Raw genomic sequence first — 13,174 nt, 5'->3', positions numbered from 1 at the left:
ATCAATTAAAGGGAAAGCACTTGTTCCAGGACTTTCACCAACCAGTCTGCCTTAAAGAAGGAGAGCAGAACCGGTATGCAAAGTAAGCCTAAAAATAAGTAAGCCCCCAGAGGAAAAGCTATTTTCTGTCCGTATTCCTTTCCGCGCATGAAAAGCGTGAAGGGAACCTTGAGATAGTAATACAACACTACGGCGGTAAGCAAGAGTGCCCCTAATAGCAAAAGAAAAAATACTAATTGTCCGGTGACCTGATAACCCTCCCATAACTGGGAGAACACCAGCAGTTTGGCCAGAAACCCACCTGTGGGCGGCAAGCCGATTAAGCTGATGAGAAAGACCATGGCCAGCACGCCCACATATGGAGCCTTCTTCCCTAAGCCGGCCCAATCACTGAGCAAGGCAGAGCCGGTAGCGTTCTGCATTAATTGAATGACCAAGAAGAAGCCCATGTTGGAGAACAGCAATACCGTAGCATAAAACAGCACCGTTGAAACCGAGCTGGCACCGCCCCACAGAATGGCTAATAGTAAGAATCCCGCGTGCGCGATGGAAGAATACGCCATCAGGCGTTTGATGTCCTGTTGCAGTAAGGCCGTGAAATTGCCCAGCATCAACGTACCCACCGCCGCTACCTGCAACAGAATAAACAGCGAGGGATTGGTCTCTTGCAAACTTCCCGTTGTAACTCCACTGCCCAGGCAGAACCGAAGCAGAACCAACACCGCTGCGATTTTTGGAGCCGTGGAGAAGAACGCCACCACCCCGGTGGGCGCGGTCTGGTACACATCTGGGGCCCAGAAATGAAACGGAAATCCCGCTAGCTTGAATAGAATGCCCGCCAGCACCAAGCCCCATACTAAGGTCATAAACACCAAGGGCACCTCTGCCAAAGAAGCCCAGAAGCCAGGCTCCAAAAATTGAAGCGTACCCGATAAGCCGTACAAAAAGGAAATACCATAGAGCATGATGCCCGAGGCGAACATGCCATACAAAATGTACTTCACGCCTGCCTCCACCCGCTTGGGCGTTACGGAAGCTAGGAGTAGCAACAGGTAAGACCCGATAGAAACCAACTCCAAGGACAGGAAAAGCATGAGCAAGTTGCTGGACCGAACCAACAGATTCAAGCCCAAGACTACGGCAAATAATACCGCAAAAAACTCATTTCGGGTACTGGTCTCCAGTTCCTGCTTCCAGCCGAATTGCATCACCAGCAAGGATAGTACCGCCGAAAGACTGAACAGCCAACTTCCCCACAAGGCCAGCCCGTCCTGGTGCAGCATGCCCATGAAAAAGCTTCCGGTGGCATAAGGCAGAACCTGAAAGACCTGGAGGCCCTGCCAAACCGCTACTCCCATGAACAGCAGGAGCGAGAAGAAGGGAAGCTTGGCCCGGAGTTTTTGAGAAGGCAGTAAATCCAGCACCAGCACTACCAAAAAGCCCGTCAGCAGGAGACATTCGGGCCCGAGTTTTTGCAGGCTTTCTGCGGTTTGGCCCATAACGTCTAGCGGGGCGGTAAGGATAGGCGTCTGCATTAGGGAAGGAGGAGTGAGGTAGACGCCACCGGCTGAAATATCTTCAGATACTCGGCCACCGTAGCTCCTGATTTTTCTAAGAGCAAGGCTGGGAACAAGCCAAACAGCAAGACCAACAGCGCCAAGGGCAAAAGCATCAGCATTTCGCGCTTGGTTAAGTCAGCAAAGGATTTAGGCAAGTCGGGGCTCAGCCAGAACCGGCCGAAGAACATGCGTTGCAAGGTCCAAAGGTAGTACGCCGCCGACAGCACCAGGCCAATCGCCGCCGCAAGGGCCATCCACCTGGGCAAGAAACCACCGCCCGCCTTAGACCCAAAGGCCCCAAGCAAAACCAACAACTCGGCAATGAAACCAGAGAACCCCGGCAGACCCAATGACGCAAAGAAGGCAATCACCACAAAGGTGGTGAACACGGGCGCTACCATGGCCAGCCCTCTAAACCGATGGATGTCGCGGTTGTGCATACGGTCATAAATCACGCCGGCAATCAAAAAGAGCATCCCTGAGATGAGTCCGTGGCTGAACAACTGGAACAGGGCCCCGTTCCAACCCTCAGGCGTGAGCGCAGCCAAACCCAGCAAAACAAAGCCCATATGTGAGACCGAAGAATAGGCAATCAGTTTCTTCAAATCAGACATGGCCAAGGCACAGGCCCCACCATACAAAATGGAAATTACGCCCAAGAGGCCAATCAACCAACTCATTTCAGCGGCCTCGGCGGGGAACACCGGGAAGGCAATCCTAAACAACCCATAACCACCTACTTTTAGCAAGATACTGGCTAAAATTACAGAGATGGGGGTGGGTGCTTCTACGTGGGCATCGGGAAGCCAGGTATGCACCGGTACGCCTGGTAGTTTTATGAAGAATCCCAGAAACAAGGCTAAAAACGCCACCATACGCGCAGACAAACCAAATATTGAAATGCCCGACGCCGCATGCAAGATACTGCCCGGGATGAAATTGCGCGCGTCCAGCATGTCTGGGATGTTAAACGCATGCACCACCTGGGCAGAGGTCAATTGGCCGTTTTGCACTAGCGCCTGCACTTGTTGGATGCCTTGTGCACCGGCCGGTAATCCCTGTTGCACCGCCGTGGCTGCCGGGTCCATCACTGAAGCATACAAACCAATGAACGCGAGAAGAATCAACACCGAACCTACCAGGGTGTATAAGAAAAATTTGATGGCCGCGTATTCTCTTCTGGGTCCGCCCCACATCCCAATCAAGAAGTACATGGGCAGCAACATGAACTCAAAGAATAGGTAGAACAGGAACAAGTCCATGGCTACAAAACAGCCCATCACGCTCCCTAAAAGCAATAGGTACAAGCTCAAGTAGCCTTTCAGGGACTGGTGGATGCGCCAGGAAGAGAGGATGCCTATCACGGCTATAATGCCCGTCAGCAGAATGAGCGCCACATTTAAGCCATCCACGCCCAGCCAATAGTAGATTTTGAGTTGTCCCAAGGAACCCAATTGCAAAGCAATCCAGTCATGCTTCTCCTGAAACTGGAACGTTTGTCCTACGATACCGCCCGTGGTATTCTGAACTTGGAAAAAGAGCAGAAGTGAGAGAGCCAGTTCTAAGAGAGTAGCGCCTAAGGCTACATATTTCAGGAGGCCCGTTTTTTTAGAGGGCAGAACCAACAGCACCAGCGCGGCGACCAACGGAACAAAAATGAGACTACTGAGCAAATATGCCATGCGCTGTATGAGAGACCGCTAATAAAAAAGCCAGAAGAGCAAAGCCACCAGCCCTAACAGCGAAAATAGATAATAAGATTGAATGTTACCATTCTGGAGGCTTCGGCCCAGATGTCCTACTTGCCTGGAGGACCAGCCAACCACTTGCACTGCCCCGTCCACTACCCATCTATCACCCCAGGCTATCAGCTTTGAAATAGCCACAAAACCTTTACTAAAGGCGTGCAAACCATAATTAAGGATATGGTCGGTTTTCTCAGTAAGTCTGCCCAGCGCCAAGGTGGGTCTGACTACAACAAAGGCATAGGCCTCATTTAAGAAGAACTGATTTTTGAGCCAGTACCGCCAACCCATCACCGGTTTGGTGAACTGCTTGGCCCGCACCGCCTGGCGGGTAAAGAAGGCCAATGCTCCACCCAAGACAACCATTGCCAAAGAAAGATAGAGGATCCAGGAGATATGGGCTTGATGACCGTTTGCTGGGAAAAAGGAATTAGCGGCTAGCGCGGAGGCTATCTGCGGCACCAGCCAACTTTGCTCTGAAGAAAGCGGCGACCAGGAAAAAAATACCCACAGACTCAGGACCGTCAACAGCATCACTGGCGCCAGCATGGTCCAGGAGACTTCCTGGCGCGGACTGTACTTATAAGACTTCAAAGGCAGTTTCAATCTGGGTCTCCCGAAGAATACCAGTAACAGTTGCCGCGCCATGTAGTACGCCGTCAGAAGCACCGTCGCGAAGCCAAACCCCGGAAGGAGCCACTGCCAGCCAGCACCAGCCTGCGCCCATTGTACACTGGCCAAGAGCAAGGCCTCCTTAGAAAGAAAACCAGAGAAGAAGGGAAGACCTACCAGCGCGCCCGCCGAGATACCATAGCAGACAAAGGTGAGGGGCAACATCATGCGCAGTCCGCCCATGTTGCGCATGTCCTGCACGTCAATGGGCGCCTCAAACAGAATCTTGTTGGAATGATGGTGCCAGGCATGCTGGATGGCATGAATCACAATCCCTGAAATCAGGAACAGCGAAGCCTTGAAAAACGCGTGCGTAATCAAATGAAACAACGAAGCCTCAGGCGCGCCCACGCCCACGCCCATCACCATATAGCCCAACTGTGAGATGGTGGAGAAAGCCAGCACTTTCTTGATGTCCTGCTGCTGACTGGCGGCCAGCGCTCCTATAAAAGCCGTAAAGACCCCAATGATGGCCATGGTCAGCAGGACCTCGGGCAGGAAAAACGGGAAGCACCGCGCCAGCAGATACACGCCCGCCGCTACCATGGTAGCCGCGTGGATGAGGGCAGAAACCGGCGTAGGACCCTGCATGGCATCCGGGAGCCAGACCTGCAACGGAAACTGCGCAGACTTGCCCATGGCACCCGCCAGCAACCCGAAGCCCAGCAACAACATCACGCCTTGCTCGGCTTGCAAAGGCAAAGTAGCCAGCAACGCTTGCGCCGAGTTGATGTTGAAGGTTTTGAACACCGCAAAAAACGCAAACAAGGCCCACAGAAAGCCCACATCGCCAATTCTATTGACCAGAAACGCCTTGGTGCTGGCCTTTGCCGCCGCCTGCCGCTGGTACCAAAAGCCTATTAAAAGATAGGATAAAAAGCCCACCAGTTCCCAGCAAATGAAGAGCACCAGCAGGTTATCCGCCAGCAACAACCCCAGCATGCAGGCTGTGAAGAGGCTTAGGTAGGCATAGTAACGGGCGTAGAGCGCATCGCCTTTCATGTAGCCCACAGAGAAGACCATCACCAGCAGAGAAATGAACGTCACCAGCACCAGCATCACGGCCGTGAGGTTGTCCAGATAGACACCAGCCTGCATGGAAACTACTTCGCCGTTTGGCTGTGGTAGTAGAAACCAGGTAAATTCAGAATGTAGCGGCGTCTGTCCCCAGACTTGACTAAACAAAAACAACGCCCCTGTCAAGGACAATCCCATGAACCCAATGGCCAGCCAATCACCGTGGCGGGGAAGTTTTCTGCCAAACAGAAACAGACTCAGGAAAGACAAAAGCGGCATCAAGAGAAGACCGGCCACCGTCACCCGTTCCAGCAGGGAAAGGGATTGCCCCAACACAGGAGCCACCAGGAGCAAGGTTTGCAACTCAGCCATTCAGTTGGTCTATGTCTTGGAGATGGGCCGTCTTAAAATATTTGAACACCTGCAACACAATGGCCAAAGCCACGGCGGTTTCACAGGCGGCAATGAGCATCACAAACAGGCTGTACACCTGTCCCTGCAACCGGTCTGGGTCATACTGCGCGAAGGCCACCAGATTCAAATTGGCGGCGTTGAACAGCAATTCAATACCCATGAGAATGGCAATGGCGTGCCGCTTGGTCAAAACAATGGCCAGACCCAGGCAAAACAGGATGGCGCCCAGCACCAGCAGATGCAACAACGGAATGGCCATCATTTGCGCGAGGTTTGTTTGGTGATGGCCGCCGCGCCTACCAAGGCCACTAGCAACAAAACAGAGGCTATCTCAAACGGCAGGACGTAGGTAGAAATCAGTTGCTTACCCAACCCATGCAAGGACGTGTAATGGCCCAGTGCCGCTTGTTGGGCAAGGGCAGGAACAGCAGGGTAGTGGCCAAACGCGGCATCAAACGACTGTACCAAAGCCCAAATACCACCGCCCAGCAAAACCACCGCTAGTAACAAGCCAATGCTTCGGTTTACCGGTTCCTGCGCTACAAAACTGCCGGTCGCGTTGGAGCTCAACAGCAAGCCAAACAAGATTAACACCAACACCCCGCCCACATACACCATGATCTGCGCCACGGCTACAAAATCTGCGTACAGGAGCACGTAGATGGCGGCCAGTCCCAGCAAGGTCAATAGCAGCGCAAAAGCCATGTGTAACAGATTCTTGCTCAGCAGTAACCACACACCGCCGCCCACCGCTAAACCAGCGAAGACGTAAAACAGCACCTGTGGCAATGAAGGCATATGGTCAGGGTAAGAGCAAGAGCGGACAAGTTCGGAAAAGACGCTCTAACCGCCAAGCCTGATTTAGAAGGTTGGTGGTTGGTTGTCCGTTATTTGCTATGCGAGTGCATGATTTGTGGTTATCGTTTTTGCCCTATTTCCTGGTAAACAAGCCAAAAACGAAATAGCGTAGTCCCTTCTCCCTGAGGTAGAAGGCTATGATGAGGGGGGCGTTACAGATGTAGAGACCAGGCACTGCCTTGTCTCTGACGCATTGCTTTCTTCTGCTGATGTGTAAACACCCTCCTTAGAGCTACGCTCGATGCCTCAAACGCTCGTTTGGGCAGCCCTCAAAGGGGAGAATCTGTTCTAAGAAAAAGTCCTAGGCACAAACGCTCGCAGGTCCTGCCGGACGCTACAAGATCTTTTGAGCAATGGTAGTCGTGGTTTGAGCCATGGCGTTTTTGGCCTAATTTCTGGGAAACAGGTCAAAAACAGACTCAGGATGCTAGCCAAGTGAATAGTCTTTCAAATCAATGAGCAAGTGGCAACTTTGCCAAGCGCTACATTCCCAGCTCCCAGATAAAATCAGTAGGTTTGCAACTAGACAGGCAGGGGCGGAGAGAAGAAGGCTGACCCGGCGCAATGGACAGGCGTATGATAAGATGTTTCTATTTAAAAGACGGCGAGCTGACCTGGGAGAAAAACCCAGAGACGTTTGACGCGCCAGAAGACAAAGGCCGCATCATCTGGGTAGACCTGCAGGCGCCCTCAGACCATGAACAGCGCCGGGTAGAAGAAGCCTTCGGGATTGAGTTGTTCACCCAGCAAGAGGCCGCCGAGATTGAAAGCTCCTCACGTTATTTTGAGGACGAGGGCGGGTTCTTTGAAGCCAACACGGCCTTTGTCATGCACCAGGACGGCTCCTACATCACGCGCCAGGTGTCCTTTATTCTGCAAAGAGACATCCTGTTCACCATGCGCCGAACCGATCTAAAGTCCTTCGGGGAGACGGTGCGCAAGATGAAGACCTTCAAAGGCACCACCATCCGGGCCATTCAGGTCTGGTTGTTGCTATTAGAAACCCAGATTGACAACGACGCCGATTTTATTGAGCACCTCACCCGCACCACCAACGTCATCAGTAAGCGCCTGGTAAAAGAGCAGTCCATTGAAGAAGAGGTCTTGATTAGAATCACCGAACTTCAGGAAAATACCATTCTCATAAGAGAGAGCATTGTGGATAAGCAACGGTTGGTTTCTTCCTTGCTCAGATCTTTCGCTGTTGATGAGCCCGAAAAGGAACGCCTGCGCATTGTCATCAAAGACATTAACTCGCTTTTACAACATACCCAGTTCAGCTTTGAACGTCTGGAGTACCTGCAGAACACCTTTCTGGGTTTGGTGAACATTGAGCAGAACAAGGTCATCAAAATATTTACCGTAGTGACGGTAGTATTCATGCCGCCTACGCTCATTGCCAGCATCTACGGCATGAACTTTAAATTCATGCCCGAACTCAATTGGGTAGGAGGTTACCCGTTTGCCCTGCTATTGATGTTACTGGCGTCCATGGGCTTTCTATGGTATTTCAGGAGGAAGAAGTGGTTGTAGCCTTGAGGTGACAAGGCAAAATATGCAGAGGAGAGGAGCTGGAGCGGTCAAGGAAAATGGCCTAGTCCAGCTCCTCTTCTTCGTTTAGGGCTTCTTCGTCAAAATCCTCTTCTTCCTCGTCCTCTTCTTGTCCGTCTACGCCGCGCAGTAGCTCTTTCACCAACTCTTCTTGGGCAGGTTCATAGATGAGTTCGCCTTTTTGCAGGAAGCGGTTGATGTTGAGCATGACCTCATAGATGGGCGTGTGCACGTGCTTGGGAATTTTGAAGATGCGCTCGTCACGCTTGTCAAAGGGCGTTTTCACGTTAGAGTCAAAGAGGTACGGCACCAGAATCTTGGAGACGCTCATGCAAATGCGGTGCACCTGGTGGTCCTGGAAATACTCCTGCAGCCGTTCGTTGATGTTCTCAAAGAACTCCACCGTCTCGCCTAGTCGTACCCGTGAGCCCGCCCGGCTCTTGCCCTTCGTCTTGAGATGCTTAATTTGACTCTTGCCCTGCTTTTTGCGCACCATATACGCCCTGAATACTTTATGATTCAGGTTAAAGCCGTCCTCAAAATAGCCCATGGCGCAGCTTCCGCTCTGCACCAGCAGAATAACGTAGTGCACGCCTTCGGCTTCTTCATGTAAAGGCTGGTTGGGCGGCGGAAGGGTGATGGGCAACCGGAAGAACGCTAATTCCTTTTCCTGCGCGTCTACCAGCACCATGCGGTGTTTGGCATGGTCATACACAGACCTAACCGCCGATTGGTGAATGTTCTGAAGAATCTGGGCAGAGGCGTCTCTGTTAAAGAAGCGGTTCATGGCTGGAGGAAAAGCGTTTTTGCCCTAATTTCTGGAAAATACGCCAAAAACAGTGCGTTCTTTTATCTAGGGTTGACGGTGCGCATTACTTTATCTCCCTGCGGGTGCACTAAATGCGTGCAGTTGGCGGGGTCAGATTCATGTAAGGTTTTCCCTTCGCGGGTCATGTGGGAACAAGGCCAAGGATCTGATCTGTGCGCAAAATGTCTGCATGCCTCCAAATAGTAATTTGATTCTGCGTCAAGTTGGGCTATTCTATACTCTAACATCTTGATGCGCTCCAGTTTGGCAAGGTTGGTTAAATCTTCTTCTTCGCTCTTCCTTAGATAGTCTAGCATAGCCAAAAGGATGGTTTTATCTTGAGGATACAGCGTTTCAATGGCGTATTTGTCGGCGGCTATCTCCATGATGGTGTTCAGCTGGGCAATGGTCAGGTGGTTCTCCTTCTTTAGTTTTCCTTTGTTCATGTGCCCCCTGTGAAAGTGACCGTACTCATGGGCCTGATAATAGGCCGTCACAAATGGGCCCACTTTTAAGGCCAGCTCAGGATTGTATTCGATGACCACCGTTTTTAAGCTATCACTATGGGCCACTCGGGCAATGTCTTTCAAGGATGCGTTGGCCACCAAAGGGGCAGGCGGGAGCCACTTCTGAGCGAAGGCTCCTGAATTAAGCAATAAAAGGAATAACAGGGGGAAAAGTCTTGCAGGGTTCATTTCTGATGAATAGAATTTGGAATAGGATAGTTTCTAATAAATAAAATAAGGAAAGCCCAAGATTGCAAGTGATAACAATAGAGTAAATGGAATCTACTTAATATTTATGGAAGGTTAAGTTAAGGTCACTTTAAGAATATACTTTTAAAGATAGGATTACCCAAGGTAGAGGTAGTTAATAGGGAGGAGCATAAAAGCTTCGTTTTTGGTCTGTTTTCTGTAAAACAGACCAAAAACGAAGCAAAATGGTGATAAAATCAGAAGGTGATAAACCTAATAGAAATACCAGGTGATAAGCTGGGGCTTTAGACCATCAAAGCCTTGACCAGGGCAATGGCCGTGATGAGCAACCAGATAGAATTAAGCACCCAGCTGGCGTGCGCTTTCTTGTTGACAGCGTAAATAATGAGGAAGGCGCAACCCAGCACATTCAATAACAGGTAGGTCAAGGACTGACTGCTGATCATGTTGAGCGTGTTCAGGCTGAAGCCCAACAGCGAGCACAACGCCCCGGCCCAGCCAATCGCCTCTTTCAGGTACTTTCGTTGTAAAAGCATGCTTCTTTCCATATTGCAAAGGAACAGTGGGCGGTCTTCTTAAAAAATGCTAATCTTGGATTGACTAATGCACAAACCACATCACAGAACCCCTTGGACTTACAGCAGATAAAATACTTTCTGGCCCTGGCGCAGGAGCTTCATTTCTGGAACACCGCAGAGAAGATGTTCATCACGCAGTCTGCCCTCAGCCGCCAGATCAAAGCCTTGGAGGACGAACTGGGCGTGACTTTGTTTGAGCGGAGCAAGCGCAGCGTCAAACTCACCGAGGCCGGCGCTTTCTTGCGTGACCGCTGGACGCCAATGCTGGAGGAGATAAGCCGCACGCACCGGCAGGCCCGTAAAATACACGAAGGCGCCCTGGGGTCCATCACCATAGGCTATCCGGGCTCGGTGGCCTACGGTTTTCTGCCCGAAGTGGTCTCTCGCATAGCCCAGACCTTGCCAGAGCTGAAAGTAGAGCTGGTAGAACCCGTAGACATCAGTTTTGAGGAGCTCTTGCTGGACTTCCAGATGGATTTGTCCTTTAGGCGTGACCCCGCCGAGAACCCTTCCTTAACCTCACAGTGCCTGTATTCTGAGCCCATGGCCTTGATTGTACCCCAAAACCACTGGGTGACGCAAGAAAACTTCAAGGGCTTGCAAGAGTTGCAGGAAGAGAAGTTTATCCTGTCTGGTCTGCACCAGAAAACGCATTATGTGAATACGCTCAAGCAGATTTTCACGGAGTATGATTTTACGCCCAACGTACACATAGAGTCAGACTTCGGGGCAATGATTCTGGGATTGGTGGCGCGTGGTTTAGGGATATCCCTCATGCCCAGTTCCTATGCGTTTGGCGCGCCGCCCAATGTGCGCTTCATCCACCTTCCGCAGAAAGTGAACCTGTACATGACCTGGCGAAAGGATGATAACAGCCCTGTCCTCAAAAACGTGTTGGAACTGGCCCAGCAGATAGCCCTGGAGTTTGCCCAGGGCGGTAATCCTGTTTAGGTAAGTGACCAACCGTTTTTGGCCTGTTTTCTGGAAAGTAAGCCAAAAACGGTTTGCCATTTAAATGCCAATAGTCAGACCAGTTATATCTTGGAAAAGTAAAACGCCCAGGCACCGTTATCTTTAATGATATCGGTGCCTGGGCGTAATAGACTTGATTGAAAACAGCTTGCTTGATTAGGAGGTCTGGTTGCTGTTCCAGATGTCTTTCTGGATTTTCCACTGGTCGTGCTCCCGTTTCCAGACCACCATGTATTTACCGTCGTCTATGGAGGTATGGCCCTGGCCTCTGAGGGTATAGGTTCCTAGTTCTATGGCGGTCAGTTCCAGTTGCTCTACCTCTACCGTGTCTAGCGTCATTTCTGTGACGCCGTTGTCCCGGGTGCTCTGCCAGAACTTACCCACGGCTTCTCTGCCCTGGACGGCATCGCTTCCGGCGGGCATGAGCAGGGCCGTGATGGTGTACAGGTTGGCCACGCCGGCGGTGTCGCCTTGGTTAAAGCAAGAAACAAATTTTTGATTCAGGCTTTTGATGTCATCTGTGATGTCTGTGCTAAGTGCTTCCATAGAAGGGTAGAGAAAATGTGAGAGATAACTATACGCCAGTACTTCAAGAGCCTTGCAGACAAGTAGATGCTTTGATATCTGCCTTACTCTTCGCCGAGGTGCCTGATGATGCCCTACCGGAAATATGCCTCCCGTAGGGAATGAAGCTAATACGAACAAGATAAGAACTAGTAAGCCTTTAGCCCTGTGGCGGTAATACAAGAAAGTACCCCCATTCTGGGCTGTTTTCCTGAAAATAGAGAAAAACCAGAAAAGTAAAAACCTTGAGCTGGAATTTCCTTTCAAGGTGTCACCAGCACCATTACGTTTTTGGCCTGAAACCTGGAAAACAGGCCAAAAACGGAAAAGCCAACTACTAGGACGGCAGTTTGACAATACTCAAGCGGTCACTTCAAAGAAACTACGTTTGCCAATCTTCACCTTGAAAGGTAGTTCTGTGCTAAGCATGGGGAGGTGGGCATCGGTTTGTTTTTGACCATTGACGGTGACACTGCCGGCCTCCAATAACCGTTTCAAGTTAGACTTGCTTTCTTCGGGCTTAAGGGCTTTACACAAATCAATCAGGGTGCACTGGGCGGGATCTGGCAGAAGCAAAGCGGCAAAAGAAACCTGCTCAAAGGCCTTCTCTTCAAAGCGCTTGTTCTGAAACTGGTTTTGGAAAAAGGTCAGGGCCCGCGTGGCGTCTTTTGCAGAATGGTACTGCGTGACCACGTTGGCGGCAATCTGCTTTTTAAGGTTCATGGGGTTGTCACCGTGCTGTAACTGGGTGAGCATTTCCTGTTTCTGCAGGGGCGAGAAATCAGTGGTCAAATGCAGGAACTCTTCCAACAGCGCGTCTGGTATGGACATGACCTTACCAAACATCTCATTGGGCTGGTCTGTGAGGCCAATGATGTTGTTCTCTGACTTGCTCATCTTGGCAGACCCGTCCACGCCTTTAAGCAAGGGCATGCATACCACCGCCTGGCCCACTTTTCCCATGCCTTCTTGCAACTGCCGGCCCATGGAACAATTGAACAATTGGTCTGTACCTCCCATCTCAATGTCTGCTAGTATCTGGGTAGAGTCAAAGCCCTGTAGCAATGGGTACATCAATTCATGCAAAGAGATGGGCAGGCCCTTCTCAAAGCGGTTGTTGAAGTCGGTGCGTTGCATGATTTGCGCAAGGGTCACCTGTGAGAGGAGCTTGATGGCCTGGGACATGTCCATGGAGGCCAGCCACTCAGAGTTGTAGCGGATCTGGCATTTGCGCACGTCTAAGATTTTAGAAAGCTGGTTGACGTAGGTCTGCGCATTGACGGTTACCTGCTCTTCGCTCAAGGGCGAGCGGGACTTGTTCTTACCCGTAGGGTCACCTATGCGGGCCGTAAAGTCGCCAATGATGATGACAATGGTGTGGCCTAACTCCTGAAACTGCCTGAGCTTCTTCAATACCACGGCGTGGCCCAAGTGCAGGTCTGGGGCGGTAGGGTCAAAACCCAGTTTGATGATAAGCGGCCGGTTTTCTTGGTGGGCCAGGGTGAGCTTCTCTGCCAGCGCATTGTCTGGCAAGAAAATCTCTACGTTTTCTTGGAGCAAGGATACTTGTTCTGCTACGGTCATGTGCGTTTACTTTTAAAATGTTTAAGGACACAGAAAGCACAGGGCAGGACCGAAGCGGGGTAAAAACAAAGAAGCCCAGGTCCTGGAACCTGGGCTTCTGTATGAAATTGGATTACTTCTAATTAAGCATACTGCT

General features: G+C 51.0%; 12 protein-coding genes. 2 read left to right on the top strand and 10 right to left on the bottom strand.

Annotated features, from left to right (window positions below; translation table 11 throughout):
- Positions 1-5: 5 nt before the first annotated feature.
- The 5 genes from ABD880_RS07660 to ABD880_RS07640 are packed head-to-tail and all read right to left on the bottom strand — an operon-like array spanning position 6 to position 6,205.
- Positions 6-1,535: an NADH-quinone oxidoreductase subunit N gene (locus ABD880_RS07660; protein WP_345164322.1), complete on the bottom strand. Its 1,530-nt coding sequence runs from the start codon at positions 1,533-1,535 to the stop codon at positions 6-8.
- Positions 1,535-3,241 (bottom strand): complex I subunit 4 family protein, encoded by a 1,707-nt coding sequence (locus tag ABD880_RS07655; protein ID WP_345164320.1) that lies wholly within the window; start codon positions 3,239-3,241, stop codon positions 1,535-1,537. Before ABD880_RS07655 ends, ABD880_RS07660 begins: the two co-directional genes overlap by 1 nt.
- A gap of 18 nt (positions 3,242-3,259) precedes the next feature.
- Positions 3,260-5,365 (bottom strand): NADH-quinone oxidoreductase subunit 5 family protein, encoded by a 2,106-nt coding sequence (locus ABD880_RS07650; protein WP_345164318.1) that lies wholly within the window; start codon positions 5,363-5,365, stop codon positions 3,260-3,262.
- A complete protein-coding gene (nuoK, locus tag ABD880_RS07645) occupies positions 5,358-5,669 on the bottom strand; it encodes an NADH-quinone oxidoreductase subunit NuoK (protein WP_425575826.1) in 312 nt (103 codons plus the stop codon). Before nuoK ends, ABD880_RS07650 begins: the two co-directional genes overlap by 8 nt.
- Positions 5,666-6,205, bottom strand: coding sequence for an NADH-quinone oxidoreductase subunit J family protein (locus ABD880_RS07640; protein ID WP_345164316.1), 540 nt, complete (start codon positions 6,203-6,205; stop codon positions 5,666-5,668). The genes nuoK and ABD880_RS07640 overlap by 4 nt, the downstream gene beginning before the upstream one ends.
- 636 nt (positions 6,206-6,841) lie before the next feature.
- Here ABD880_RS07640 and corA point away from each other — a divergent pair.
- Positions 6,842-7,798, top strand: a complete 957-nt coding sequence (gene corA / locus ABD880_RS07635; RefSeq protein WP_066509549.1) for a magnesium/cobalt transporter CorA — start codon at positions 6,842-6,844, stop codon at positions 7,796-7,798.
- Between the two features lie 61 nt (positions 7,799-7,859).
- Here the strand turns inward: corA and ABD880_RS07630 are convergent, their stop codons facing one another.
- The 3 genes from ABD880_RS07630 to ABD880_RS07620 form a co-directional block, all read right to left on the bottom strand.
- Positions 7,860-8,603 carry a hypothetical protein gene (locus ABD880_RS07630; RefSeq protein ID WP_345164311.1) on the bottom strand — a complete coding sequence of 248 codons (744 nt, stop codon included), beginning with the start codon at positions 8,601-8,603 and terminating at the stop codon, positions 7,860-7,862.
- Between the two features lie 62 nt (positions 8,604-8,665).
- Complete coding sequence (locus tag ABD880_RS07625) at positions 8,666-9,319, bottom strand: M48 family metalloprotease (protein WP_345164309.1); 654 nt, start codon at positions 9,317-9,319, stop codon at positions 8,666-8,668.
- Positions 9,320-9,624: 305 nt separating this feature from the next.
- The gene (locus ABD880_RS07620) at positions 9,625-9,876 is read right to left on the bottom strand and encodes a CBU_0592 family membrane protein (RefSeq protein ID WP_345164307.1); all 252 of its coding nucleotides are present in this window, start codon (positions 9,874-9,876) and stop codon (positions 9,625-9,627) included.
- A gap of 60 nt (positions 9,877-9,936) precedes the next feature.
- On the opposite strand from ABD880_RS07620, the gene ABD880_RS07615 reads away from it, so the two are divergent.
- Positions 9,937-10,869 carry a LysR family transcriptional regulator gene (locus tag ABD880_RS07615; protein ID WP_345164305.1) on the top strand — a complete coding sequence of 311 codons (933 nt, stop codon included), beginning with the start codon at positions 9,937-9,939 and terminating at the stop codon, positions 10,867-10,869.
- A gap of 177 nt (positions 10,870-11,046) precedes the next feature.
- On the opposite strand, the gene ABD880_RS07610 is transcribed toward ABD880_RS07615, so the two are convergent.
- Together ABD880_RS07610 and tyrS are read right to left on the bottom strand one after the other, a co-directional pair.
- Positions 11,047-11,436 carry a YybH family protein gene (locus ABD880_RS07610; protein ID WP_345164303.1) on the bottom strand — a complete coding sequence of 130 codons (390 nt, stop codon included), beginning with the start codon at positions 11,434-11,436 and terminating at the stop codon, positions 11,047-11,049.
- A gap of 378 nt (positions 11,437-11,814) precedes the next feature.
- A complete protein-coding gene (gene tyrS, locus ABD880_RS07605; RefSeq protein WP_345164301.1) occupies positions 11,815-13,038 on the bottom strand; it encodes a tyrosine--tRNA ligase in 1,224 nt (407 codons plus the stop codon).
- Between the last annotated feature and the right edge of the window lie 136 nt (positions 13,039-13,174).

It is taken from the genome of Nibribacter koreensis (assembly GCF_039541795.1).
In the GTDB taxonomy this organism is placed as follows: domain Bacteria; phylum Bacteroidota; class Bacteroidia; order Cytophagales; family Hymenobacteraceae; genus Nibribacter; species Nibribacter koreensis.
This window is presented reverse-complemented; position numbering and strand designations above follow the sequence as displayed.

What these genes read in the sequence shown, in the direction of transcription:
- ABD880_RS07660 (WP_345164322.1), bottom strand. Translation starts at nt 1,535, where the DNA reads ATGCAGACGCCTATCCTTACCGCCCCGCTAGACGTTATGGGCCAAACC.
- ABD880_RS07655 (WP_345164320.1), bottom strand. Translation starts at nt 3,241, where the DNA reads ATGGCATATTTGCTCAGTAGTCTCATTTTTGTTCCGTTGGTCGCCGCG.
- ABD880_RS07650 (WP_345164318.1), bottom strand. Translation starts at nt 5,365, where the DNA reads ATGGCTGAGTTGCAAACCTTGCTCCTGGTGGCTCCTGTGTTGGGGCAA.
- nuoK (WP_425575826.1), bottom strand. Translation starts at nt 5,669, where the DNA reads ATGATGGCCATTCCGTTGTTGCATCTGCTGGTGCTGGGCGCCATCCTG.
- ABD880_RS07640 (WP_345164316.1), bottom strand. Translation starts at nt 6,205, where the DNA reads ATGCCTTCATTGCCACAGGTGCTGTTTTACGTCTTCGCTGGTTTAGCG.
- corA (WP_066509549.1), top strand. Translation starts at nt 6,842, where the DNA reads ATGATAAGATGTTTCTATTTAAAAGACGGCGAGCTGACCTGGGAGAAA.
- ABD880_RS07630 (WP_345164311.1), bottom strand. Translation starts at nt 8,603, where the DNA reads ATGAACCGCTTCTTTAACAGAGACGCCTCTGCCCAGATTCTTCAGAAC.
- ABD880_RS07625 (WP_345164309.1), bottom strand. Translation starts at nt 9,319, where the DNA reads ATGAACCCTGCAAGACTTTTCCCCCTGTTATTCCTTTTATTGCTTAAT.
- ABD880_RS07620 (WP_345164307.1), bottom strand. Translation starts at nt 9,876, where the DNA reads ATGCTTTTACAACGAAAGTACCTGAAAGAGGCGATTGGCTGGGCCGGG.
- ABD880_RS07610 (WP_345164303.1), bottom strand. Translation starts at nt 11,436, where the DNA reads ATGGAAGCACTTAGCACAGACATCACAGATGACATCAAAAGCCTGAAT.
- tyrS (WP_345164301.1), bottom strand. Translation starts at nt 13,038, where the DNA reads ATGACCGTAGCAGAACAAGTATCCTTGCTCCAAGAAAACGTAGAGATT.